This is a genomic window from Paraglaciecola sp. G1-13, assembly GCF_055809255.1.
In genome coordinates this window covers 2029771-2055325 of record NZ_CM147903.1, presented here as the reverse complement: position 1 = coordinate 2055325, position 25555 = coordinate 2029771, and the positions used below count along the sequence as shown (strand labels likewise).

Sequence of the window (25555 nt, the reverse complement as noted above, 5' to 3'; positions counted from 1 at the left end):
GCCTATTTTGCTTGATACTAGATTAACGATTTAAAGTAGGAATATTCTTTGTTTGTAGATTCACATTGTCACTTAGACCGATTAGATAAAAGCCCAGAAGAATTAGCGGAAGTCATCCATTTTGCACAGCAGCGCGGTGTCGAGCATTTCCTGTGTGTTTGCGTGTCTGTCAATGACTTTCCAACTATGATGCAATCCATTAAACCCTTCAATAACGTTTCAGCATCCTGTGGTGTACACCCACTTCACCAAGATGAGGCTTGCACTTATGAAGAGTTACTCACAATGGCCAAGTCCGAGAATATCGTCGCGATAGGTGAAACAGGCTTGGATTATTTTTACAGTGCAGATACAAAAGAAGTGCAGTTAACATCTTTTGTCGATCACATAAAAGTAGCCAACGAATTGAATAAGCCTTTGATCATTCATACACGAGATGCGCGCCAAGACACCATTTCCTTATTGAAAGAATACAAAGCGCCTCACACACGTGGTGTGTTGCACTGCTTTACAGAAGACTGGGAAATGGCTCAAGCGGCTATAGAATTAGGGTTTTACATTTCTATTTCAGGGATTGTCACCTTCAAGAGTGCCCAAGAATTACAAGACGTGGTTAAGAAAATTCCACTGGAAAACCTACTGATTGAAACAGACTCCCCTTGGCTCGCGCCTGTTCCCTATCGAGGTAAGCAGAACCAACCCGGTTACGTACGAGAAGTAGGGGAGTTCATTGCTCAGCTAAAAGGAGTTTCCGTGGATGAGCTGGCCAAAGCCACCACTGAAAACTTTTATACCTTATTTAATATCCCCAGAACCATCTAGTGATTGGTTGTTTATTTGATTTAGTCGTACCGCATAATGCGCGGCATCGTTAGATCAATCGGATATTCTAGCCGTAGTTAAAAGTATTACCCTCGATGTCTGGTCTGGGCTGCGTTCATACCCATTGTGATAAATCACGGCGTTGAGTGGCCAGTTATTTACTGGAGCGGTATTACAAACTCGTTGATATTGACTCAGCTGAGGTACTCAGAACGTTATAGCCTTTTTCGGTTTTTTCATGAGAAGGGCTGTTCACCACCACAACCCATTTTCCGGCTGAGGTCGCATCACGAGTTTGATTAACGACTGCGTCCTGATCTGGTCTTAGCGAAGCCAACCCAGCGATCATCAGGCCTACAAAAAAGCCTAAGATGGCTAATGCAATAACAGTCAATACTGGGCTGGTTTGGGTGTAAGCGGGCCCATAAAACCCTAACAGTACACCGCAGAAAACGCCTAACACCACACCCATGAGGGCTAACCCCATATGGGCTTTTAGCATAAACAGTCCGACTTTCTTGTCGTCGTTCTCTAATTTCTCACCAAAATGTGGATCATGGGGTGCCACGATACTCACTTCATCATGTAACAGGCCTGTTGACTGCATCACTGCTGATGCTGCATTTTTAGCAGCCACCTCGTCACCATAAATGGCACTTACTTTACCTCTGATTTCTTGGCTCATTTCGATTTCCTTTTAAATTATTCATCTTCTCACAGCAAAATGGATGTGCTTTCAGTGGTAAGAGCGCTGCAAAACTCATACCTCTAAACATAGTGATAAGCACGCGGCTCGACTCATCGCAAATTAACGCTGTCCAGCGTATTTTGTGGAGCAATTAACAAATTGTTTGGGTTTATATAGGGGATTGATAGACGACAAAATTACTCTTTCAGTGAAAATTTTACTCATCTGAATGCGGTATTAGCCGTTTAAGAAATTTGCTGTAAGTTTTATGTTTGAACGAATAACGGTTAAATAAGACCAACAAAATCAATAAGCCGACCGCAAATCTATTTCACAAACTAAAAATCCACCAAGTTGGCGCGTATTCCGCTTAGTGCACAGTTCTTCTATTTCCTTTATCGAGACCTTTTATGTCAAAAGAACGCATTGCATCCATGGGATTATTCAAATCAGATAAAGGCTATGAAGTCGCGCTATGGGCGCCCAACGCCAAAGCCGTAGCTATCCGCGGTGAGTTTGATGATTGGAGTGAGAAGGGCGTTGCTCTTACGCTTGAAAATGATGGTGTATGGATTGGTCAAATTCCCCAGTTAAAGAATCATCAAAAATACCAATTTAGTATTACCACGCAATCTGGTGATGTGCTTAAACGCAACGACCCTAGAGCGCGATTACTAACGAACAGTGTGGGCGCATCAGTCGTTTATGATGACGATTACCAGTGGCCCGCCCCCCCCTTTCAAATGCCAGAAAGAAGCGCTCTTGTTATTTATGAACTCCACATAGGAACGTTTAACTGCAAAGCTATCGGTGAAACCGGCGAAGCAAATGAGCCTGGTACCTTTAAAAGTACCATCGAAAAATTAGACTACCTCGCAAAGCTAGGCATTAACTGTATTGAAGTCATGCCGGTAAATGAATTTGCGGGTGACTTCAGTTGGGGTTACAACCCGGCATACCCATTTGCGGTGGAGGAGGCTTACGGCGGGCCTGATGGTTTAAAAGATCTGGTACGCGAGGCTCACGCTAGAGGCATCGCTGTTGTGCTTGATGTGGTCTACAACCATTTTGGACCAAGCGACCTTCATTTATGGCAATTTGATGGATGGTCTGAAAATAACAAAGGTGGGATCTACTTTTATAACGATTGGCGCAGTGATACGCCATGGGGTGACACAAGACCCGATTATGGCCGACCAGAAGTACGCCAGTACATATACGATAACGCAATGATGTGGCTGGAAGAGTTCCGTCTTGATGGATTGCGCATGGACATGATCCCCTACATGCGCTCAGTCAGTGGCTCTGAGGATCCGGACGATGCAATTGAAGAAGCATACGATTTAATTCGTTGGTTAAATAGCGAAATTCAACGTCGTCACCCCGGGAAAATCGTTGTCGCAGAGGACCTACATGGAAACGATTTTGTAACAGATAAAACTGAACATGGTGGGTTAGGATATACCGCGCAATGGGATGCAGACTTTGTTCATCCAATAAGAGATGTACTAACACAACCTGAAGATGATAGCCGAGATCTAAATTTGGTCGAAAAAGCATTAACCAGGCAATACTCTGGTGATCCATTAAGTCGTGTGGTGTATGTTGAATCTCATGATGAAGTGGCTAATGGCAGCGCACGGTTGGCGGAAGAAATAGCCCCCGGTAATGTTGATAAAGACTATTTTGCACGCCAGCGCTCTGCTATTGGTGCTGCGCTAACACTCACGGCCCCTGGCACCCCTATGTTGTTTCAAGGCCAAGAGTTGCTTGAAGATTTATGGTTTGATGACAAAGATCCCATCGATTGGTCTCGTAAACAACAATTCCCGCAACTTCATAAGGCGTATACAAGACTAATAGCCTTGCGTACAGAGCATCCCTCATTGCAAAGTGTACATCTTAATATCACTCATATGGACCACCAGAACAAAGTACTGGCGTATCAGCGCGGTGAACGAAAAGAAGGAGTCGAGCCTTTGCTGGTGATTATAAACTTTAAGAATCAGCGCTTTGATAATTATAAATTAAGCCATTTTGATAATGCCCAATGGCAATGTTTGTTCAATTGGCAAAATGGTTATCATGAACCGAATGAATTTCATTTTGAGCATGGTGAGGATAACGCCACTCAGTTGAATATTGGTGAATACCAAGTGTTGATCTTCGAGGCGAAACGGTAATGACCATTAAATGTGCTCAAGCTGGTGCATTTGAATAAAGATGTGCTCATTAAGCCTTTCATCTAAATTTTATTGGTAATTATTACCCCCGCGTTGAAATTATTACATTTCAGGCGGGTACTTTTTCCCTGTGCCTCCCAATTTCTGGCTCATCAAGTGTGGTGCATGCTTTGCACCACCTGCCTTGATTGAAGTCATAAAATAAGCAATTTGTGCCGTCTTACTACAATGTCGCACGTCAGTTTTCGACATTCAGTCACTCTTTTAATTATCTCAAAAAGGAAAACGCTAAATGTCTTCTTCTTCAAACCGACGCATATCTAATTGGCCGCTGCGAATGTTTTCAGTGGTTAGCTTTCTCATCGGACTCTATTTAGCAATAGGTGGCGTTTGGTTAGTCGCCGAAAACGGCTCTTATTACTACGCTATCGCAGGCGGAACTTTAATATTAAGTAGTTCCTTACTCTACTTTAAGCAACGTTTAGGCTTGTGGGTTTTTACTCTGCTTTTTTTCGGTACGCTAGGGTGGACTATTTGGGAGTCAGGCACAGATTATTGGCGATGGGTTCCTCGTATGGGCGTGCCCGTAGTCCTTTGTTTTGTTCTCGCGTTCTTACTGCCTAGTCTGGGGTTTTCGAAACGCGCGAGCCTTTCTCTTGCAGGGGCATTCGCGGTAATTTTTGTTGGCGCGTTTAGTATGGCTTTCGTACCCACAGGCTGGACTCACAATGCCACGGCTCCTCAAGCAGGAAGTAGCTTGATCAAGCTTGGAAACCAAAACGGCATAAACGATATTAGTGCTGATGACTGGCCCGTGTATGGTCGAGATAACCATGCCAGTAGGTATTCACCTGTGACCGATATAACACCTGAAAACGTCACATCTTTAAAAAAAGCATGGCAATACAGGACAAAAGACATCCCCTCTAAACGCTACGGCGCTGAAACGACACCTATTAAAATTGATGACAAACTTTACTTGTGTACCGCAAGGAATAAATTAATCGCCTTGAATGCACAGAATGGCAAAGAGATATGGCGCTATGATCCCAAAGTAGCTGACGAAGACATACCCTATACTGCAGCATGCCGAGGTGTAGCTTATTATAAAGTACCTCCCACTGAGGAAGTTCATATTGAGAAACGAAACGAAAACAGTACGAACGTCATTACAGACGGCTTACTAGCGTGTCGCGAAAGGATCATTAGTGGCACGTTAGACGGGAGGATCATAGAAGTAGATGCGCAAACAGGTAAACCTTGTTCTAACTTCGGGAATAAAGGTGAAGTTGATATCAAGGAACATATGGGCAAAACCCCCAGTGGCTTTGTTGCTATTACGGGTGTTCCAGTGATTGTTAAAGGTGTGATCATCACTGGGCACCAAGTTTTAGATGGACAAAAACGTTACGCACCATCAGGCGTGATCAAAGGATTTGACGTACAAACCGGAGAACTTCGTTGGGCGTGGGACATGGTCAAACCTAATATTGATAAGTTACCCCCTGCAGGAGAAACATATACACGAGGCACACCCAATATGTGGACCTCAGCTACAGGTGATAACGATTTAGGGTTAGCGTATTTACCCATGGGTAATTCATCTGCCGATTACTGGAGTAGTTCACGCACTAAAGCAGAACTAAAATATGCCACGTCCCTTGTTGCCATGGACGTAAATACCGGTAAACCAGCGTGGTCATTTCAAACAGTACACAAAGACGTTTGGGACTACGACTTAGGCTCACAAGTTAGCTTAATTAATTACCCTACCAATAATGGTCAGGTTCCAGCATTAGTGCTAACGAGCAAACAAGGGGACATTTACATACTCAATCGTGAAACCGGCGAAGTGCTAACGGGTGTTGAGGAGCGCACAGTACCTTCCGGGGGAGTGGTACCGGAGTTGCGATCTGACACGCAGCCATTTTCAACATTTCATACTCTACGTAAGCCAGATCTCACCGCTAAAGATATGTGGGGGGTCACTATGTTCGATCAACTGGCATGCCGTATTCAATTTCAAACCGCTAGTTATCATGGTATTTACACGCCACCAACCACAGAACAGCATTGGATTGAATACCCAGGATATAACGGCGGATCAGACTGGGGAAGTGTTGCCATCGACCCGCAAAGAGGTGTGTTGATTGCAAATTACAATGATATGCCAAACTACAACCGACTCGTTTCGCGTGAGGAAGCCAATAAAAAAGGGTGGAAACCGAGAGACGAAATGGATCATGATGATGGAGGAGCCGAAGGTGCTGGAGACCCTCAGCAAGGAACCCCCTACGCAGTTGATGTGAATGCAGGGTGGCGTTTGCCTTTGACTGGACTACTGTGCAAACAACCACCCTACGGTGGGATACGCGCTATCAACCTAGAAAATGGAAAAACCTTATGGGATCGACCTCTGGGAACCGCTCGCAACAATGGTCCCTTCGGTATTGCATCAGGATTACCAATAACCATAGGCACGCCGAACAATGGTGGCAGCGTTGTGACTAAAAGCGGTTTGATATTCATAGCGGCAGCGACGGATAACCTTATCCGCGCTATTGACATCAATACCGGGCAAACAGTGTGGCAAGACGAGTTACCCGCTGGCGGTCAAGCGAACCCAATGATGTACCGAGAAAATGGTAAAAGTTACTTGGTTATCGTTGCTGCGGGGCATCATTTTATGGAAACGCCTCCAGGGGATTATGTCATCGCTTACGCACTAGATGAATAAACGAGGCTGGCTTCAAAACAAGCGCTATATTTAAAAGCCCAAGCTTTCTTGGGCTTACTCTTTAAAAAAGTACGCCCGTGAGAGTAAAAATTGCTTTTATAATTTACGTGGCACTGTTGCCTCAGCTTGTTGTTGAATATCCGTAGAGATGTAAATTGAAAGCGTGGATAAGTCAGCATGCCCCGCGTTTTTCATCACCACTTGTAGCGGCGTCCCCGCAGTAATCGAGGTGGTAATTCCTGTATGGCGTAACGAATGAACGCTAAATTGTCTAAGCTCATGAGCTTCTTGAGGTGCCGTTTCCTCTAAGTTATCTGCTGTAGTATCAAACACGAAGCGCACAATACTACGTATAGATTCGATACCTAGCTGTGCGGTTAAAATGCCTGTTTCGCGCCCGTGAGTCCCGGCTTTGTGACGCACAAACAAGGGAACTTGTTCATTAGGTAAAGGCAAATCACTGAGTCCTATATAACGTCGATAGTGACTCAAGCATTGAATTAACTCATCAGGGCAGGGGATCATACGGCTTTTGCCACCTTTACTACGTGGAATTTTAAACACCCAATGCCCGCTTCTGTGGCGTATAAAGCTGCTCATCATAGGCGTATAGCCAGGCCTAGCGGCTATTTCAGAGACCCTCGGATAGAGCAAGTACAACATGGCGAAAAGTAGGCGGGTGCGTTGGTGTTTTTCTGGTTGAGTATCCGCAAGATGATTAACCTGCTGCCAGACACTCTGCCATTGCAATTCACTCAACGCTTTTTCATCATCAGAAGACTCGATAACGTGCGTATTATTTACGTTCAGCCTGCGCAACAACACAGCCGCAGGATTCTTATCACAGTATTCCATGTCACTTAAAAATAAAAAGAACCCGCTTAATAAAGACAGCTGTGCTTTCAAGGTGGATGTTTTTCGCACATAGCGTGCTGCGTCTCGTAATACGAACGGCCGCCATTTCGGATTAGGCTCAATTGTGCCGTCTTGCTTGTGCGCGACAAAGAACGGGTATGACGCATGTGTGATGAGTTCTGATGGCGGCTGATTACAAAAATCCACGAATTTACGTAATTGTACTCTGTCTATTTCAGCAATAGAGAGCTGTTTCACCCGCCACGCCCAGTTAAATAAAAGATTTAGTTCACTACGGATCGACTTAAAGTTGTTAGCGTTAAAACGGTTCTCACTCAAATACTCAATGGCTAACTCGTAACTGTAGGCGGCGTCCTTTATTGATAGGTCAAAGTCCATCACTTGTTGATTAATATAAGCAACCCCCACGTCCAGTTGTTCAGCATGAGGAAATAGCGGCATAAATATAATTGACATGAATTAACAGTAAGCAATGTTTACGAATTACGGCATATTAACTGTATATTAATACAGTTAATAGGGCTTGATACAAAATTAGCGGCGAAATCATGCTCGGGGTGATTAATTACGGGCTAAATTTAACGTTAAAACAATTTTTTCGCTCTTGTAACTGGCGTCTTAACAGCAGTAAATGTCATACTCTTCAACCGTAGCCTAGTAAGATAACCTGAAACCTTCTTATAGTAATGTTGATCACGGCGGGTTGGTCGTCACCAAGTTGTCGAATAAAACGTCGTTCGGTGATGAGAGATTATTCAAATTACGCGGTTACTCATCGAAACACTGAACTGATTGGGCACAGAGCGAAAGTTGACCTTGATAAATTGCGCTTTTGCCCCCAGTAATCATGCAGTGTTTATAAGCCAATCAGATTTAATAGCCATGCCTTGTTTTAGCAATAATGGTATGCGTTTTTTTACTCAGTACACGTTATTAAGGAATGTGAAATGAAAAGCAAGTCGGACATCGGTTTAGTCGGTTTAGCCGTAATGGGTGAGAATTTGATCCTTAATATGGAATCAAAAGGTTTCACTGTAACTGCCTATAACAGAAGTTATTCAAAGGTTGAAAAATTTATTGGCGGGCGCGCTAAAGGTAAAAATATCCGCGGTGCAGACAGCGTACAATCCTTAGTGGAATCTCTTGCCACTCCACGTAAAGTGATGCTGATGGTCAAAGCAGGCCAAGCTGTAGATGATTTCATCGAACAGCTTATTCCTTTTCTGGACGAAGGCGACATCATCATTGACGGTGGCAATACACACTTCCCAGATTCAAATCGCAGAACTGAGTATTTAGAGAGCAAAGGCTTATTGTATATCGGTACGGGTGTGTCTGGTGGCGAAGAGGGGGCTTTAAAGGGTCCTTCTATTATGCCTGGCGGCTCAAAAAAAGCGTGGCCATTAGTTAAGGATATTTTCCAAGCTATCTCAGCCAAAGTGGCTGATGAAAATGGTAACGAAGTTGTTCCTTGCTGTGATTGGGTCGGCGATGCTGGCGCGGGTCATTTTGTAAAAATGGTGCACAACGGCATCGAATACGGTGACATGCAACTCATCTGCGAAGCCTACCAATTAATGAAAGTAGTACTTGGCTTAAACTCTGATGAGATCCAAAAAGTATTTGCGCATTGGAATACCACCGAATTAGACAGCTACCTTATCGACATCACCAAAGACATCTTTGCCTTTAAAGATGAAGACGGTGAACCTCTGGTTGAAAAAATCCTCGATACAGCAGGACAAAAGGGCACGGGTAAATGGACTGGGGTGACCGCACTGGATTTGGGCGTACCGTTGACGTTAATCGCTGATTCTGTATTTGCTCGTTGTATTTCTGCAAAGAAAGAGCAGCGTGTAGAAGCATCCAAGGTTGTGACTGGACCTGAGGTTAACTTCACCGGAGATAAAGAAGCCTTTATCGAAAACCTTCGCCAAGCAGTGCTTGCTGCTAAAATCGTATCCTATGCTCAAGGTTATATGCTAATGCAAGAAGCCGCAAAAGAGTTCGGCTGGGAGCTTAACTATGGCGGTATCGCGCTAATGTGGCGTGGCGGTTGTATCATCCGTTCAGCGTTTTTAGGCAAGATAAAAGAAGCTTATGATACCAATCCAAAGCTAGAAAATTTATTGCTAACGCCTTATTTCAAAGACACCGTGGAATCTGCTCAAGCAGGGTGGAGGAATGTGGTTGGCACTGCAGTAATGAATGGTATTGCCATTCCTTGCTTAAGCTCAGCATTAACCTATTTTGATGGGTTTAGAACTGCGCGCCTTCCAGCGAATTTGTTGCAAGCCCAACGCGACTATTTCGGTGCCCACACGTATGAGCGCACTGACAAGCCAAGAGGTGAGTTTTTCCACACCAATTGGACGGGTCGTGGTGGCGATACAGCCTCAACCACTTACGACGTATAGTGTTTAACTAACGTTTAGTTCCTAACTAACGTCAACCAATATAATGAGTTAAGGGCAGGGGACATGCTGCTCTTAACTCATTTAATATTGAGTGATGTATCCCATTCGGATCGCGATTTCAGCAAGCCTATTCATCTAATAACTTCAAATTTATCTTAGTTTTATCATCACGTTATTCAACATTTTTCTTAAAGCGTTCTGCAGGCATATTAAGCATTAATAATAGCTTATTTACGCTGCGCTCCAACTAGGCATCTGGTGTGTAGTGCAAGAAATAGCCTATCCGTTTATGTAGTCTGGATAAATTAATCACACTCAAAATTTCGCTTTAATAAAACGATAGATACAAAGGGCTTACTATCGATCTTCATACCCGTATAACGCTAATTATATGGGTGTAATACACATTGCAATCATTCATTGCCGTCTCAGAATTCATCCTGTGGGTTGCCGCTGACATGGAGATAAAGTCGAGAATAGTGATACAATTTACCGATATTCAAGTGTAATCCACAGCAGTCAGTCAATTTAGAATGCCAATTGGCGCTATACCTGTGTTTTAGCTAATTTCTCTCAATGTATTATCACAAACAGTAAGGGCCCACTTTTGTCATCAATCACATTCGGTTCTTTCGCGCTTCCTGTATCTCCTATTATTCTGCTGGTTAGCCTCATGGTAGGGCTGTTAGTGGTGGCTATTTTAGGCAGAAAACAAAGTATTTCCGTTGGTGACTCCCTGGTCAGCATTGTCATTTACAGTTTGGTGGTAGGCAGGATTGTATTTGTCATTAAGTTTTTCGATAGTTACGACTCGCTATGGCAAGTGTTAGATATACGTGACCGTGGTTTTGATATGTTTTCCAGCTTCATTGCAGGTCTTCTCATCCTGTTGTTACAAATACACCGGCACCCGCAGCAACGAAAAATACTGATAGCGGGTGCAGCGACAACGGTCCTGCTATTTACCAGTATTCAAGGAGTTATCAACGCTGGCAATGAACAATCAGCACTTCCTAATTTAGCCTTCAATACACCACAGGGCGCTTCAGTTAATTTGCAACACGTCTCGAATCAAAATATAACAGTGATTAATCTTTGGGCTTCTTGGTGTGGACCTTGTAGACGCGAAATGCCGGTGCTTTACAGCGCTGAACAACGTTTCCCAAGCGTCAAGTTTATTATGTTAAATCAAAGAGAGCCCGCGGATGTGGTCACCGAGTTTCTAGCAGAGATCGATTTACATTTTAATCATGTCTTACTCGACACTAAAGGAGATATCGCCACAATGATGGGGGCTCATGGTTTACCCATGACCTTATTTTACGATGCAAGTAGCGAGATGATTTCCAGCCACTTTGGCGAGGTATCTGCAGCGAGCTTACAGGCTGAGTTGCAAAATTTAACCCAAAAGAGTACTCAGTAACGCTACTGTTATTTCCCAGAGCGTACTTTGTATTGGGACATACAATAACCGCGGGTCACTAACGGATTGCGTATTTTCTGATGTTTAGTTTTACGTCCCGAGACACGGGCTCGCCAGTTTTTAAATGCCCTGTGATGTAAGTTAGCACGCATCAGCTTAATGGTTTGTGACTCACTGAAACCATACTCCCGATGAATAGCCTCAAACGGTGTGCGGTCTTCCCAGGCCATCTCGATAATGCGTGATATCTCTGGTGACATTGAGTTGTGTTCATCCAAGTTCATATTGCCTCTATTAAAGCGCACCGTGTGATAGTGCATTTTTCATAGCGACTGTATACGACAATCAGCGACAGCTAAGATCACTTTGATACGCTAAGTTATGCTTATGGTGAGTGCGCAAGTACGCGAAATACATTGGTCTGTTTATAGCGAACAGCTGTCTTTAGTGAATAAGTCTGATGCCATGAGTATGCTGGGCAGTAAACCGAACAACTTATAATAAGATTAAAAATTCTATTTTCGAAGGGCACGCTTTTCGCTCGCTGTTGAGTACCAGCTTGTTTAGCGCTTAATATAGTTAATTTAACATAATATACATTATACGAATATTAATATTATTATCTGTGCTAGCATTTGGGCTCACTGCAGATTCATCATTTTTATAATCTGAACTAGTCGTGCACGCTTTCACGTTTACCGGCGTAAGCAGCTATCGCATTACATAGCATTTTCATTTGTGCTGATGTTTGGCCTAAGATGCGAATTACAGTGTCGACTTAGCACAGCACTATTTATTACCTATCCGCTTGCGTAATATCTTCGAGCAGTCTGTGCATCATTCCAATAGTCGTTAGCGCCTGCTTTTTCGGCCTTATGGAATGCCCCCCAAATTTGTATAATTCAAGTAATACTGTTAAAAATCTTGTCATCGTTGCTAACACGCGAAAATATCAATTCCCGTAGAAGCAGCTTCTTATGAAAATCACATTTTTTGAAAATCACATTTCTAAAATGAATCTAAACCCTCATGCATAGCGACCAATTCTTGGTATGAGCCATCAGCAGATATGACGTAAATCGGTTTGCGCAATGATATGAGACATCGAAGCGCTCAATGACGTATTACTCGATTGACGCCCTTATATTTACGCAACAATATACCTTTGCAATAACTACCACTTTAAATTGCCGCCTTAATATCGTATATTTACGAATAACGATATTTATAACCTGGTTTATCTAAATATGAACACTAATTTGATTCTACAGGCCTTTTTAGGCGGCGGTTTAATTGGCTTAGGTGCTTTTGCGCTGATGCTGTTTAATGGCAGAATTGCCGGTATTTCCGGTATCACCTTCGGCGCTATTTTTAGTCAGAATAGTGGTGGTAAAAATAACAATAGCGAGAGCAACAAATGGCGTTGGTTCTTCATTCTTGGGTTAGTGATTGCGCCATTGATCACAAGTGTGTTTGGCTTTTCATTGCCTGATACCTTTCCCAATGCTTTTAGTGCGAGTAGCAACAATGTCATCAATATATCATTGATGGTAATTGGCGGTTTGTTAGTGGGTTTTGGTACTAACTTGGGTTCAGGCTGCACCAGCGGCCATGGTATATGCGGTATTAGTCGATTATCTGGTCGCTCAATTACCGCAACCTGTGTGTTTATGGTTTCCGCCATTATCACGGTTGCAATGATTAAACACCTGTTTGGAGGTGCATAATGCAAGTGACTAATGCCCGTAACAATGCGGTTACATCACAGGTTTCTACGTCGACGTATAATCTAGTTGCTTTGTTGTCGGGGATTTTATTTGGCGCCGGTTTAACAATTTCAACTATGGTTGACCCTTCTCGTGTCATTGGCTTTCTTGATGTATTTGGTGCATGGGAGCCAACCCTCGCCTTTGTGATGATGGGTGGAATATCCGTGTACATGCCTTTGTATTGGGCATTCGTTAAACCCAAAAATAGAACGGTACTTGGTAGCTCACTTCATCTGCCAACAAAAACTGACATCGATAAACCGCTGATCTTCGGTGCATTGCTGTTTGGTATCGGGTGGGGAATATCCGGAATATGCCCAGGGCCTGCATTAACCAACATAACCAGTGGCGATATGGGTATATATGCTTTCATACTCTCTATGGTAGTTGGTATGATTAGCGCCTCTAAAATGAGCAAAAAATTAGGATAACCCATATGACACTTGATGATATGCGCGACAACGCAGATAAAGCCGCAGCGCTCTTGAAGGCAATGGCTAATCAGCATAGGTTAATGTTGTTGTGCTTATTGAATAACGGTGAAATGTCAGTTTCCTCGTTAAATCAACAAGTGGCGATCCCCCAATCTAGTTTATCTCAGCACTTGGCGGCGTTGAGACGCGAAAAATTAGTGGTGACCAGACGTGACGCCCAAACGATCTATTATTCTTTGGCCAGTGATGAAGTAAAAGCGGTTATTAATACCTTGTATACTTTGTACTGCGCGCCCCAAGATTAAAACGCGCGACTACCTCGTTCATGGTCATTAATTGAGGCCTTTTGAATTTTCACTAAGTGGCTCTAATTATTTTCTGATATTGGTATCTGGGAAATTAACGTTGAGGTGCCTGATAAACCGACAATGTCCACTTAGTGACTTTTTCTTGCATAATGTCTTCGTTGACGGGTTTTGTTAAGTAGTCATCCATGCCTGCACTTAAGCACTTATTTCGCTCGCCTAACATTGCGTTAGCTGTCATGGCAATAATAGGAATATTTTTATACAGCTCCCCTACTTCGCCTTTCCGAATACGCTGACTGGCCTCATATCCATTCATGATGGGCATTTGGCAATCCATTAGTACGCAGTGAATGACTTCATTCCTGCGCTCGGCCAATATCAGTTGTTGTAAGGCTTCTTTGCCATTTGTCGCTTGAAGCAAGGTCACAGGCAATCTCGACAGCACGCCTTTGGCCACTTCAACATTTATTTCGTTGTCATCCACCACCAGTACACGAGCCCCTTTTATTTTCTCAAAATCACCGGGAGGGTTTTCAATCTGGCCGTTAATCTCTGGGGGGCGGTTTGCACTTGCAGCCTCAATATTCGAAGAATCGGTATTTAACCGTGTTACTTTTTGCAGAAATTCAGTGCGCAAAATCGGCTTAGTCAGCACGGTTGGCTTGATATTTTTCAACCACGCGGTGGGCTCACCGTCACGTTTAAGTAAGACCACTTTAGCGCTTCCATCATCTATGGCGATACATTCTAACCACTTATCATCCAGCGCCATTAAGTCAGGATGTTGCTGGTCAATCACAATATAATCTACTCGCGGCTCTGACCAAGTGCTAGGCATCTCAGCCGCAAACATTTTATCGAAACTCTCAGCTGGGGTTATCGTTCCACCCAAGGCCTCGATCATCTGGCAAGTGCTTTGATATAGCGCTTTATGCTCAATAAACACCGCAGTGCTGGTATTCGCTAAGCAAGTGGAAGGTGGTGATAATTGACACAAATTGGCATCTGCGCTGATAGAAAAATAAAATACGCTTCCCTGGTTTTTCTGTGACGTAAAATTCACCTCACCTTTTAATAAAGTGACTAATTGCCGGCAAATAGATAATCCTAACCCCGTGCCCCCGTGCTTCGAGGCAACGCTACTGTCTGCTTGCGAAAAAGCGCTGAAAAGTTTGTCCTGGTTTTCTTTAGCGATTCCTTCTCCTGAATCCGCGATAGCGCAATGCAAATGTACCTTGTCCTTAACAAGTTCAGTATGAGCGGATACTTTTATGTATCCCGTTTCAGTAAATTTAATCGCGTTGTTGACTAAATTAGTCAAAATTTGTGAAAAGCGATGAGGATCGCTAACCATTGACTGGTAATTTAGGGCTGACACATCAATGATAAATTCTAGGCCTTTTTCTTGGGCTTTGACCGCCATACTGCCGCACAGACTCTCAATTAAATTCACTGGATTGAAAGGCTTAATATCTAAATCTAACTTGCCCGCTTCAATTTTTGACAGGTCTAGAACATCATTTACCAGCGACGATAACGTATTGACACTGACTTCCGTCATCTCAATATATCGCTGCTGGTTTTCAGATAAGTGCTCACGTTTAACCAAGTTTAATGTGCCTATGATCCCATTGAGGGGCGTTCGCATTTCATGGCTAATGTTAGAAATAAACGCACTTTTGATGCCGCTGGCTTTTTGCAATTCTACTGTGCGAAGGGCGACTTTTTCCTCAAGTTCAGCGTTAGCCTGTTTTATTTTTTCATCTGCAATGCGCTCTTGAGTTACATCCCGGGCAATAATAGCGATGCCTTCGATCCGGTCTTCGCTATTCGCAATAGGAGAAAATGAAAGCGCTAAAAATATTGGTGAATTTTCTTGTGATTCAATTTGCGTTTCAGTATTCAATTGGCGGTGTTTATTCGACAGCCGGTCAAATATATCGCTCAATTCAATGTCATCAAATACCCGAAGTTCCATCAAGGTTTTGCCAATCACATCAACAGCACTTAAGCTAAGTAACCCCTTGGCCGCATTGTTCCAGCTCTTTACCCTACCCGTCAGATCAACACTGATAATCGCATCTTTAGAGGCGCTGACGATCGCAGCTGACTCGGCGCGAGCATCTGCTAGCTGTTTGCTTTTGTTTGCACTGCGATTAAAAAAGGCGAGCACAATCAACATGACAATTGTCGCGCTGAATAAAAAAGCATAAACCGTGGTTCTTCTGGTTGTTTCTATGGCGTGAACGAAACGCGCTGGTGCAATCAACTTAGCTTGAAGAAAGCCACCATCCACATCGTCATTGAGCGTCACTTTCTGATCTAATACGTAAAAAACATCACCTTCTTTATTGCGATAGCGGATTTGTGCAAATCGATGTGATATGTTTTCTGTAACACTAAATACTGAGTTCCAGTTAAATTCCGGCGAGAGGTCGCGACTGTACTGATATTGTTCATCGGGAGTGATAAGAAAAAATCCATCACTGTCAGTTAACGTTAGAAAGTTTGGCGAGTCCAACGTATTGCTCAACGAGCTAAACAGCGGCAAGGTATTAATGTTAACAATAAGGAAACCAAAGCGTTTACCACTATCGTCGAATATCGGCAGCGATAATCGCAACATAGGTCGATATGGATAATCCAGTTTGCCATACTCTTTGTTAAGCGAAATGCGCGACATGTAAATTTCACCTTCTGACAAAGCTGCGCTCTTTTGGGCGTACTCACTGGCCCGTTTACTTTGCAATTGCTCTGGTGACACTACTTCAATATTACCGGCCACTCTATCAACCCTCACTAACTCCATGGCGGACTTATCAGCGCTTATCACCCTTATTTGATCGTACTCAGGGTTACTGGTTAAAAAAGCAGAAAAGATCATTTCCAAGCGTTGACGCCATTGGGCAGATGTAGTGTTGTCGAGCGGATCAACACCGTTGTGTTCCAATGCTCTGGGTAACCCACTGACTGGTGGAGTCGCGTGCAGAAAGCGTAAATCTTGTCGATAATTTTCGATGTCCTCTTGAGCCTGTGCATTGATTTGATCGCCCGCTGCAGACAGAGTGCTCTTTAACTCATCTGTAACAGACTGGCTTAGTTGAAATTCGAAAACCGCCACTGCGCTGGCCAATAGGAGCAAAATAGCCACTAACGTTATGGGTAGTACATGCTTATGAAATTTAAATTGACTACGAAGAGGAGGAATCGCCTGCGCCATTAATAATCCTTAGTTAGCCCTGAGTCTTACAACATTGGCGAAATACCAAACATTCAGGACGTACAGACTATATACTTTAGTATAATAAGACCAGTGGGACGGCAGTCTTTTTTTGCTTCAATGAGAGTGTTTTTATTACCCTTCTATATTTTAGTAGAAAGCGATTTTTTTTCCTGACGTCATCATCTGGCGCGTAATTTCGGTCATAGGGGCGTTATATTGTCTCTTCGTTTATGTGGTTTTCCGCGTGAATTCACATCCGAAATGCGTATGCTGTTCAGCCCATCATTTAGTTGTCGCTTTCGTTTAAAAACTTGTTTTAGCACAATATTTTGGTATAAAAATTAAAATAGTATGATAATAGAGCAGTTACTAAAGCAATTGTAAGTTGCCTTTACAACCAAGGAGTTCCCCAGTGAATGTTAAGCGTATTTTAGTTATCGCCGATCGTAAGGATTCTTCGCAACAAGCCTTAGCCCATGCAACTTTGATGGCTAAACAGTTTAATGCATCAATTCATGTAGCCGGTTTTTGTTACGAACGCTTGTCCGTGCTAGATGAAAGCATGTCTAAAAGTGACATCGATACTGCTAAGCAAAAGATCGTCCACGCCAGCCAAGCGTGGTTAGATGAAACCGTGTCTGAATCGTCATTACCAGTATCAACGACAGACGAAATGGTGTGGAGTAAAGACATTGCCGCTTGGGTCACTAAACATTGCTCAACTCACCAATATGATTTAATTATCAAAACTGGGCATCGCAGCGAACACGCGTTCTATGTACCTACTGACTGGCAACTATTACGCAGCGGTAATGTTCCATTGCTCTTAGTGGCTGAAAAGAAATGGCGCAAAAAGCAATCGATCATGCTCACTCTTGACATGGCTTCGACTAAAAAGACCAAGCAAGCACTTAATCAAAAAGTGATCGATGCGGGGAAAGTGCTAGCCAACGCGAACAATATGCCAATACATGTATGTTTTAGTCTCGCCTTGTCACCTGTTCTCAAAGATTTAGGCATCATCGATAAGCGTAAATCGTTAAAAGAGGCTAAAAAGAAATACATACCCAAAATACAGGCCATGTTTGGCAGCCAAGGTATCTTAGAAGAAAACATACATATTAAAGTAGGTAACGCCGATAAAGTGGTACCCAGTGTTGCATCAGATGTGGGAGCGGCGTTGGTCATTATGGGCAGTGTTGGCCGCAAGGGCCTTAAAGCGAAAGTGTTAGGCAACACAGCAGAAAGCGTTTTGACCTTGCTGAAAACCGATGTGCTGATCATTCAACCCTAGGTTAGTACCCATATTGGTATTGCCATTTACCCGAAGGTGTGGGGATGGCAGTCCAGACCGTTTGCAAATCTGAGCTTAATTTAATTTTGTATATACTATGAAAGAATATCGGCATCACTGCACATGCAAATCCGATATTAAATAAAGGCACTGCTAAGCTCCCCCCTGCGCCCAATTGTCGCGATAAAAACCACAGCCCCCTTTAGAACCCCTTTAATCGATAACAACAAGGCTAACGATTAAAGGGACATAAAGGCTGATAATATTGAACTTTATAGGGTCAATGAGTAAATAACTTGATGGGCATCATCTCGATCTCGCTTTTCACTCATGTTCAGTTCGCGCGCTAACGCTCGCATATCTTGGTTATCTGCCAATTCGATGGCGTATAAAGAGCCGATATTATGTACTTTTGCATAGTCAATTAAATGTTCGGTCAATAGTTTACCCAAGCCTTTGTGTTGCCAAGCATCACTGATGGTTATTGCAATCTCATGTGCGTCTTCATCGCCCGTATAGGCATAACGGCTCTCACCAATTTCTTTTTCAGTCCCAGTAATAGGATCGTGCTCTGTGGCGATAAATGCCATCGAATCTTCACCATCGATGGTACACAAGGTTTTTAACATAGACTCAGATAATGTGTTAATGCCGCCTAAGAAGCGATAATGTTTGGTCTGAGCAGATAGATTTTTAACGAAATCTGCCTCTAATGCTTTATCTTTTAGATTGATAGGCCTAATGGTAATTTTTTTACCATCCAAAATATGATGGCACAACTCGCCAGGCACATGAGACGGATTGATAGTTGATGCAGCGCTATCTGCATGCCCTGTACTTTGCATAGTATCTTTCATTTTTAATCACTCACTCTCTTCATTGATTTATGTAAGAGATTAAAGATGATTCAACCTCTTGCCGGTTTATTCCTATCTACGTTAATTGATAAAGAAACAGAGAATTTGACGCCGATCAATTAACCAGTAAGGCAAGTCAACAATCTGTCTGTAAGGGCAAAAGATAGCGGCAAACTCGTAACAATTATTCTTCATAGAGCGGCTAATACCAGTGAAAATAACGCCAACGATGCTTACACCAACACAATTTTCAGCAATCTTGATCAGCATCAATAAGGCTTTAGATAGGTACTTCCTTTTTATGCCCGGCTTGGTTATTTTTTATGCGTAAGAGCAACATTAATCGCTGATTTTAAAAGGTGCTAACATGAAGAATTTATTGTTTATCAGTTTAATCACTCTGGTGATGTTTTTAGCTGGATGCGGCAAAGGAGCTGATTCACCTAAGGGCTTTAGTCTACCTAAAGGGAATGTAGAAAACGGAGAACTAGTATTTAACAAGTACCAGTGTTTGGCGTGTCACACCCTTGAAGGTTATGACGATGCGGCCTTGGGCAAAGTATTTGCTGATCCGATCCCACTTGGTGGCACATCAGCCAAAGTGAAAACTTATGCTCAGCTTGTGACTTCGATCATAAACCCCTCACATGAGCTTGCGCCGCGCTCGCGCGCGTTAGTGCCTGTCGTTGATGAAAATGGACAGTCAAAAATGACCGTATTTAACGACGTTATGACGGTTACAGAGATGATAGACGTGGTGGCTTTTTTACAACCAAAATATAAAGTTAAACCGATTCAATATACTAATTACCTACAATATCAAGTGCCCTAAGAAGCTGTAACACAGAAAATTCATACTAAACAATACAAGGTTAAACGCGGTAGAGCCGCGCTTTTCATCAGACATAATTAGTATATATCGCAATACTTGTATGCCTAAAGTTCGTGCGCATTGCGCACCTCAGGCATGATTACCACGAGATAGATAATGGAATTTAAAGATTACTATGCCATCCTTGGTGTTGCCAAAGACGCCGAGCTTAAAGAGATTAAAAAAGCGTACCGTAAACTTGCGCTTGAATTCCATCCTGATATGAATGCCGCAGACGATGCCGAAGAAAAGTTTAAAGAAGTTGCTGAAGCATACGAAGTCCTCAAAGATACTGAAAAACGCGCAGAATATGATGAGCTTCGCAAATATGGCGCGGGACAAAAGCAAGGCTTTACGCCTCCGCCAGGTTGGCAAAGTGGATCACAAAATACCCATTGGGATGGCAATAGTGAGGACTTTTCAGATTTTTTTAATTCTGTATTTTCAGCTCGTCGTTCTCGCCAGCAGCCTCACAATGACCCATTTAGTCAAGGGTACACTCGGGCTGATTATCCAATGACGGGGCAAGATGCTGAGCTTGAGGTGCCTATATTTTTAGAAGATACCCTGCATTCATCTGCTAAAACTGTCGAGTTTATGCAATCTGAAGTGATTAACGCTCAATTGGTCAAGAAAAAGAAAACCCTGAAAGTAAAAATACCGCAAGGGGTAGTAGATGGCCAGCGCATACGTCTTAAAGGGCAAGGTGGTAAAGGTAGTCAAGGCGGTGAAAACGGCGATTTGTATTTACATATTCGTTTGGTCCCCCACCCACTTTTCGATGTGCAAGGTCATGACTTAACGATTACGCTGCCACTTGCCCCATGGGAAGCAATATTGGGTACAGAAATCACTATTCCTACACTGGACGGCAAAGTCAAAATGACCGTGCAACCTAACAGCCAAACAGGTCAAAAATTACGAATTAAAGGAAAAGGTTTGAAACGTAAATCCGGCAACGGCGATCTTTTTGCCGTGCTCAAAATTGTTAATCCGCCTGAACCTGACGAACGAACGTTAACCCTATGGAATGAACTTGCTAAAACAAGTGCTTTCGATCCCAGAAAAGAATGGAGTTAGCAATATGAACGAGTCAATACTCAGCGTTTCCATTGAAGAGCTATGTAAAAGTGATGACATTGACCAGACTATGGTAATAGAGGTGGTGGAATTTGGCATTGCTCGGCCTGTAGAGGGAAATACAATTCAAGACTGGAAGTTTGACACTTCCACAGTGCATTGGTTAAAAAAAGCGATTCGTCTTAACCGACAGTTAGAAATTGACTGGGTAGGTGTGGCGATGGTGATTGAGCTTTTGAAGCAACGAGAAGCACTCGAATATGAAAACCACACCCTGCAACGGCAACTCGCGCGATTCTTAGAAACATAATCAGTCTGCAGGGCAAAAATTAGCTATCAAGCATCAAGTTTCATGATCAGTTAGGCTGTGTCTTGGCTCTATGTGTACTAACACATCTTGAATATTAAATTTTTTGGCTAATACCCGTTCAATTTCATCAGCGATGAGATGTGAATCTGCCGTGCTGAGTTCTGGGTCAACTGTGACGACAAGATCCGCCACCCGTCCATTCGGTACTTTTCTTGAGCGCACGCGAATAACTGAGTCGACGCTATCCAAGCGATTAATTTCAGCTGAAACAGCGCCAGGGTCTACATCGCTATAATCGACCAATATTGGGATAGCGCGCTGAAAAAGTTTGAAGGCCAAATAAAAAATGAGTAAAGACACCAGAATAGCAAAAGCAGTATCTAGCCAATAGTAACCGCGCGCAGCAAGCTGCCAGCCGACTATTACTACAATTGTGGTTAATACGTCACTTAAGGTATGGCTAGCGTCAGCCTGTAACAAGTCTGACGCTAACTTTTTTGCCCAGTACCTCTGCCATATCGTTAGCAAGATGTTAACAACAAGCGTACCGGTCAGCACGATAAGCCCTAAGTAGTTCTGCTCCACCGCCTGACCGAAGCGGTTGTAGGCATTAATTAACATTTCAAATGCGACGATACTCAACAAAGAAGCAAGACCAAACACTGCTAACTGTTCAAATTTCTGATGACCATATTGGTGGTCCTTATCGGCAGGCGAATTAGCAATATTGGTCGCCATCCACGCCATGATGTTATTCACCACATCCGTAAAAGAATGTACCGCATCAGCAATGACAGCGGCTGAATTAGCGCTGATCCCCACGACTAACTTAACGCAACATATAAATAAGTTTACGCAACCTTCTATTAGTAAAACTCGCTTCACGTTCATTACTTATGATCCCTTTGAAAAGCCCAGTCGCTGCACTCTTACCTGTCTATAAACGCCCAAAATACGCAGATAAAGAGAAGTTTACCTTTCCTAAGATAATAATTTTGGGTATTTTAAAATCTAGAGCTAATGATTGTCGAATAATATTTGGCAGCGAGATTTAACCTAAGCATTAGGCTTAACATGATTGCCTTGGAGCACTGTGGACAGCATAAATAAGCGACCTACCCCTGATCAGGATGAAGCGGATGCCCTCGCCAAATTAAACGCATTACTTAACGCGGCTGTCGATGCAATGATCATTATCGACCATACCGGCACGATTGAATTATTTAATGCAGCGGCCCAAAGAATGTTTGGCTACTCAGTGCATGAGGTAATTGGCCAAAATATTAAGATGCTAATGCCTGAACCCTATCGTAAAGAGCATGACCAATATTTAGACAACTATATGAGAACCAACCAAGCACGGATTATTGGTATTGGGCGTGAGGTAAAGGCGTGCAAGAAAGACGGTGAGATATTTCCTATCGAGCTTTCTGTTGGCGAAGTAAAAGAGTCAAGCCATAAACAGTTTGTTGGTATTATTCGTGATATTTCCGATCAAGTGCAAGCGCGCTCTGATGCTATTGCTAATCGAGAAAGATTGGCTCACGTAACCAGGCTTAGTACTATGGGAGAAATGGCTGCAGGGATTGCCCATGAAATCAATCAACCCTTATCAGCCGTAAGTAGTTATGCCCAAGCGTGCAAGAATTTATTGCAGCGCGAAAACAGCTTAGCCAATGCATCTCAAAAACAAAAATTAACTGATACGCTAGAAAAAATCAGTAACCAAGCCCTAAGAGCCGGTGAAGTTATTCGGCGCCTACGAGAATTTGTCAAAAAGCGCAATACAGAAAGAGAGTACATTAACTTTAATGACCTTATTCAAGACACTATTGATTTAGCGAAAGTTGATACTCGCCTACTCGACCATGGCATAAAACTAACGTTATGTAACGCTCCCGCCCCGTGCTTGCTCGTAGACCAAGTACAGTTACAACAAGTCCTCTTTAACCTTATTCGTAACGCGATTGACGCCATGGAAGATAAACCCTCGGCGCCTGTAATGATCCACACAAAATGGATAAACGAACAATATCTGGAAGTGTCTATTTGCGATACTGGCTATGGCATAACAGAAGAAAATAGGGCGCGACTCTTTCACCCTTTTTTCACTACTAAAACGTCTGGTATGGGCATGGGGCTGCCTATTTGTCAGTCCATCATACAGTCGCACGGAGGTGAACTAAAGCATAGCCCTGGTAGCCCTCAAGGAAGTGTTTTTTCGTTTACCCTGCCGGCTAAACCTATCGTTAATCACAAAACCGATGAAGTAACCAACAATGAAGAATAAAAGCACGTCGTTTGAAACAGAACAAATCGTACATATTATTGATGATGACGAGGCAGTACTTGACTCTCTCAGTATGTTGTTGGATTCCGTTGGTGTGCACAACGCCATTTATGCTAACGCACAAGCATTCTTAAACAGCTTTTCATCAGACGATATTAGTATGCTAAGTGGCTGCATTGTTTTGGATATCCGCATGCCTGGTATGAGTGGAATGGAATGCCAACAGCGCTTAGAAGCGCTCAAATGTCCTTTACCCATCATATTTATTACCGGACATGGCGATGTACCAATGGCTGTCGAAGCGATGAAAAAAGGCGCGATAGAGTTTATTCAGAAACCGTTTCGTGAACAGGTTCTGCTCGACTGCATACAGCACGCTTTACAGGTCAACCGAGACAACCAACAGCGCACCCTACACGCATTAGAGGTAGAAAAAAGATGCCAATCTCTTACTGAGCGAGAAACTGAAGTGATGCATAGAGTGATTGCCGGTCAAGCAAATAAAGTGATAGCCAGTGAGCTAAATTTAAGTCAACGCACGGTTGAGATCCACCGTGCAAATGTTATGGACAAAATGCAGGTAAGGTCTTTAGCTGAACTTGTTACCCTGGTGGTGGCTAAAGAATAATCAATACTCATCATCTATAATTCATATCTTTAATTCAGATCGTCTAATGTGGCGGTAATTTGATCTAGCGCAACATCCTTTTTGGCGTGGGATATATCTTTACTTAGAATATCTTTAATCGTGCGTCGAATATCTCTATGATTAGTACTCTTGTAACCAAAAATCACCATCCAATCATCTATTTGGTAGATCACCAGAAGGATGCTTGGGCGGCGCTTTCAAAATTACTTTCCCCCCTGGATGTAACGATTCAATGTTTTGCCAGTGCTGAAAGTTTTATGCGTCAGCAAATCAGTGATGACGCAATCGGCATGATCATTGAAGCGCATCTCGAGGATAAAAAAGACAGTGGCATAGAGCTACTAGAAACACTCGTCAAACGTGGTTTTCATTTACCGACTATTGTTATGGCAAGTTCCAGTGACATACCCACTGCGGTAAGAGCTATGCGAGCTAGCGCTGCTGATTTTATTGAAAAACCCTTTATAGAGCATGTATTGGTGCATGATGTACAACAAATAATAAATGGCGCAAAGCCGCATTGAGTTTTGCGTCATTCAAAACATATAGCGCTATAAACTATCCTTCATTTCTAATTACTTAATACACTTCTCAATACACTTAATAGTACTTAATAGCACTAGCCAAGGTTGTAGCACGTCTCGCCACGTTTAGCTGTGCCCATTCTAACATGGCGCTACGCTCTATTTTTAAGTTCAGTACCCTACACTTTTACCGCCAAAACATCACATTTTACCCCATGCAGTACACCGTTAGCGGTGGATCCTAACAGCAGTTTTAGCCCACTTTGGCCATGCGTACCCATAACAATCAAGTCAGCTTCAATGCGCTCTGCATATCGGTGTATTTCATCAGCAGGAGAGCCCACCGCAACGTGCGTGTTTTCTTTCGGTATCCCTGATGTCACGGCAATTTCTTCTAGTCTGCGTTCAGATTGTGCTTGCAGATTTATTAGTTCGTCATTTTCAAACGCAATACCATAGGGTTCGAAATACGTTTGTGCAAACGTGACATATAACAGATTCAGCTTCGAGGGTGAATCAGCCACTGCGAGCGCTTTGCTCATCACTAAGTTCCCAGGACTGTTAATATCTAACGCAACCAATATCTTTTGATAACCGAGCATTGTTTTCTCCTCATTATATTAATGTCAAAGGTGACATTTTCATACCGCATATGGATTTATTAACACTAATCTCACAATATAATTAAAGTCGATTTGAGAAAAAGAAGCTTGATCCATGTCAACCCAAGTCCGAATAAAACGAACGTAGCCAGCAGGCGCAAGTAACACCACTGTCGGAACATGCTCCATAGCAAATGA

General features: G+C 43.0%; 23 protein-coding genes. 15 read left to right on the top strand and 8 right to left on the bottom strand.

Annotation, left to right across the window (positions count from 1 at the left end; translation table 11 throughout):
- Window positions 1–48: 48 nt before the first annotated feature.
- Window positions 49–822 carry a TatD family hydrolase gene (locus AC0L6N_RS08600; protein ID WP_473480518.1) on the top strand — a complete coding sequence of 258 codons (774 nt, stop codon included), beginning with the start codon at window positions 49–51 and terminating at the stop codon, window positions 820–822.
- Between the two features lie 172 nt (window positions 823–994).
- Here AC0L6N_RS08600 and AC0L6N_RS08595 read toward each other — a convergent pair whose 3' ends face one another.
- A complete protein-coding gene (locus AC0L6N_RS08595) occupies window positions 995–1507 on the bottom strand; it encodes a hypothetical protein (protein WP_473480516.1) in 513 nt (170 codons plus the stop codon).
- 413 nt (window positions 1508–1920) lie between these two features.
- Here AC0L6N_RS08595 and AC0L6N_RS08590 point away from each other — a divergent pair, with 413 nt between their 5' ends.
- On the top strand, window positions 1921–3693 hold the full coding sequence (locus AC0L6N_RS08590) for an alpha-amylase family glycosyl hydrolase (RefSeq protein WP_473480514.1): 1773 nt from the start codon (window positions 1921–1923) through the stop codon (window positions 3691–3693).
- A gap of 102 nt (window positions 3694–3795) precedes the next feature.
- Here the strand turns inward: AC0L6N_RS08590 and AC0L6N_RS08585 are convergent, their stop codons facing one another.
- Window positions 3796–3945, bottom strand: a complete 150-nt coding sequence (locus AC0L6N_RS08585; RefSeq protein WP_473480512.1) for a hypothetical protein — start codon at window positions 3943–3945, stop codon at window positions 3796–3798.
- 40 nt (window positions 3946–3985) lie between these two features.
- On the opposite strand from AC0L6N_RS08585, the gene AC0L6N_RS08580 reads away from it, so the two are divergent.
- Complete coding sequence (locus AC0L6N_RS08580; RefSeq protein WP_473480510.1) at window positions 3986–6430, top strand: membrane-bound PQQ-dependent dehydrogenase, glucose/quinate/shikimate family; 2445 nt, start codon at window positions 3986–3988, stop codon at window positions 6428–6430.
- Window positions 6431–6526: 96 nt separating this feature from the next.
- Here the strand turns inward: AC0L6N_RS08580 and AC0L6N_RS08575 are convergent, their stop codons facing one another.
- Complete coding sequence (locus AC0L6N_RS08575) at window positions 6527–7762, bottom strand: tyrosine-type recombinase/integrase (RefSeq protein WP_473480508.1); 1236 nt, start codon at window positions 7760–7762, stop codon at window positions 6527–6529.
- A 491-nt stretch (window positions 7763–8253) separates the two neighbouring features.
- Here AC0L6N_RS08575 and gnd point away from each other — a divergent pair, with 491 nt between their 5' ends.
- Window positions 8254–9723 carry a decarboxylating NADP(+)-dependent phosphogluconate dehydrogenase gene (gene gnd, locus AC0L6N_RS08570; RefSeq protein WP_473480506.1) on the top strand — a complete coding sequence of 490 codons (1470 nt, stop codon included), beginning with the start codon at window positions 8254–8256 and terminating at the stop codon, window positions 9721–9723.
- Window positions 9724–10330: 607 nt separating this feature from the next.
- Entirely contained in the window at window positions 10331–11146 is an 816-nt protein-coding gene (locus tag AC0L6N_RS08565) for a TlpA family protein disulfide reductase (RefSeq protein WP_473480504.1), read from the top strand.
- A gap of 8 nt (window positions 11147–11154) precedes the next feature.
- Here the strand turns inward: AC0L6N_RS08565 and AC0L6N_RS08560 are convergent, their stop codons facing one another.
- Window positions 11155–11430, bottom strand: a complete 276-nt coding sequence (locus tag AC0L6N_RS08560; protein WP_473480502.1) for a TIGR03643 family protein — start codon at window positions 11428–11430, stop codon at window positions 11155–11157.
- 963 nt (window positions 11431–12393) lie between these two features.
- On the opposite strand from AC0L6N_RS08560, the gene AC0L6N_RS08555 reads away from it, so the two are divergent.
- The 3 genes from AC0L6N_RS08555 to AC0L6N_RS08545 are packed head-to-tail and all read left to right on the top strand — an operon-like array spanning window position 12394 to window position 13654.
- Complete coding sequence (locus AC0L6N_RS08555; protein WP_473480500.1) at window positions 12394–12873, top strand: YeeE/YedE family protein; 480 nt, start codon at window positions 12394–12396, stop codon at window positions 12871–12873.
- A complete protein-coding gene (locus AC0L6N_RS08550) occupies window positions 12873–13346 on the top strand; it encodes a DUF6691 family protein (protein WP_473480498.1) in 474 nt (157 codons plus the stop codon). The genes AC0L6N_RS08555 and AC0L6N_RS08550 overlap by 1 nt, the downstream gene beginning before the upstream one ends.
- Before the next feature lie 5 nt (window positions 13347–13351).
- Window positions 13352–13654, top strand: coding sequence for an ArsR/SmtB family transcription factor (locus tag AC0L6N_RS08545; protein WP_011574911.1), 303 nt, complete (start codon window positions 13352–13354; stop codon window positions 13652–13654).
- Between the two features lie 94 nt (window positions 13655–13748).
- Here the strand turns inward: AC0L6N_RS08545 and AC0L6N_RS08540 are convergent, their stop codons facing one another.
- Entirely contained in the window at window positions 13749–16877 is a 3129-nt protein-coding gene (locus tag AC0L6N_RS08540; RefSeq protein ID WP_473480496.1) for an ATP-binding protein, read from the bottom strand.
- A gap of 415 nt (window positions 16878–17292) precedes the next feature.
- Between AC0L6N_RS08540 and AC0L6N_RS08535 the strand changes: the two genes are divergently transcribed.
- A complete protein-coding gene (locus AC0L6N_RS08535; RefSeq protein WP_473480494.1) occupies window positions 17293–18174 on the top strand; it encodes a universal stress protein in 882 nt (293 codons plus the stop codon).
- Window positions 18175–18446: 272 nt separating this feature from the next.
- Here AC0L6N_RS08535 and AC0L6N_RS08530 read toward each other — a convergent pair whose 3' ends face one another.
- Entirely contained in the window at window positions 18447–19031 is a 585-nt protein-coding gene (locus tag AC0L6N_RS08530) for a GNAT family N-acetyltransferase (RefSeq protein WP_473480492.1), read from the bottom strand.
- 367 nt (window positions 19032–19398) lie between these two features.
- Here AC0L6N_RS08530 and AC0L6N_RS08525 point away from each other — a divergent pair, with 367 nt between their 5' ends.
- The 3 genes from AC0L6N_RS08525 (at window position 19399) to AC0L6N_RS08515 (ending at window position 21292) form a co-directional block, all read left to right on the top strand.
- Window positions 19399–19863 carry a c-type cytochrome gene (locus tag AC0L6N_RS08525; RefSeq protein WP_473480490.1) on the top strand — a complete coding sequence of 155 codons (465 nt, stop codon included), beginning with the start codon at window positions 19399–19401 and terminating at the stop codon, window positions 19861–19863.
- A gap of 156 nt (window positions 19864–20019) precedes the next feature.
- The gene (locus tag AC0L6N_RS08520; protein WP_011574906.1) at window positions 20020–20982 is read left to right on the top strand and encodes a DnaJ C-terminal domain-containing protein; all 963 of its coding nucleotides are present in this window, start codon (window positions 20020–20022) and stop codon (window positions 20980–20982) included.
- Window positions 20983–20986: 4 nt separating this feature from the next.
- Window positions 20987–21292 carry a chaperone modulator CbpM gene (locus tag AC0L6N_RS08515; protein WP_473480488.1) on the top strand — a complete coding sequence of 102 codons (306 nt, stop codon included), beginning with the start codon at window positions 20987–20989 and terminating at the stop codon, window positions 21290–21292.
- Window positions 21293–21325: 33 nt separating this feature from the next.
- Here the strand turns inward: AC0L6N_RS08515 and AC0L6N_RS08510 are convergent, their stop codons facing one another.
- The gene (locus AC0L6N_RS08510; RefSeq protein ID WP_473480486.1) at window positions 21326–22183 is read right to left on the bottom strand and encodes a cation diffusion facilitator family transporter; all 858 of its coding nucleotides are present in this window, start codon (window positions 22181–22183) and stop codon (window positions 21326–21328) included.
- Window positions 22184–22385: 202 nt separating this feature from the next.
- On the opposite strand from AC0L6N_RS08510, the gene AC0L6N_RS08505 reads away from it, so the two are divergent.
- The 3 genes from AC0L6N_RS08505 (at window position 22386) to AC0L6N_RS08495 (ending at window position 24755) form a co-directional block, all read left to right on the top strand.
- Window positions 22386–23582: a two-component system sensor histidine kinase NtrB gene (locus tag AC0L6N_RS08505; protein ID WP_473480484.1), complete on the top strand. Its 1197-nt coding sequence runs from the start codon at window positions 22386–22388 to the stop codon at window positions 23580–23582.
- Entirely contained in the window at window positions 23572–24210 is a 639-nt protein-coding gene (locus tag AC0L6N_RS08500; protein ID WP_011574902.1) for a response regulator transcription factor, read from the top strand. Before AC0L6N_RS08505 ends, AC0L6N_RS08500 begins: the two co-directional genes overlap by 11 nt.
- Window positions 24211–24347: 137 nt before the next feature.
- Window positions 24348–24755, top strand: coding sequence for a response regulator transcription factor (locus tag AC0L6N_RS08495; RefSeq protein ID WP_473480482.1), 408 nt, complete (start codon window positions 24348–24350; stop codon window positions 24753–24755).
- A 179-nt stretch (window positions 24756–24934) separates the two neighbouring features.
- On the opposite strand, the gene AC0L6N_RS08490 is transcribed toward AC0L6N_RS08495, so the two are convergent.
- On the bottom strand, window positions 24935–25357 hold the full coding sequence (locus AC0L6N_RS08490) for a universal stress protein (RefSeq protein WP_473480480.1): 423 nt from the start codon (window positions 25355–25357) through the stop codon (window positions 24935–24937).
- Window positions 25358–25555: the final 198 nt, after the last annotated feature.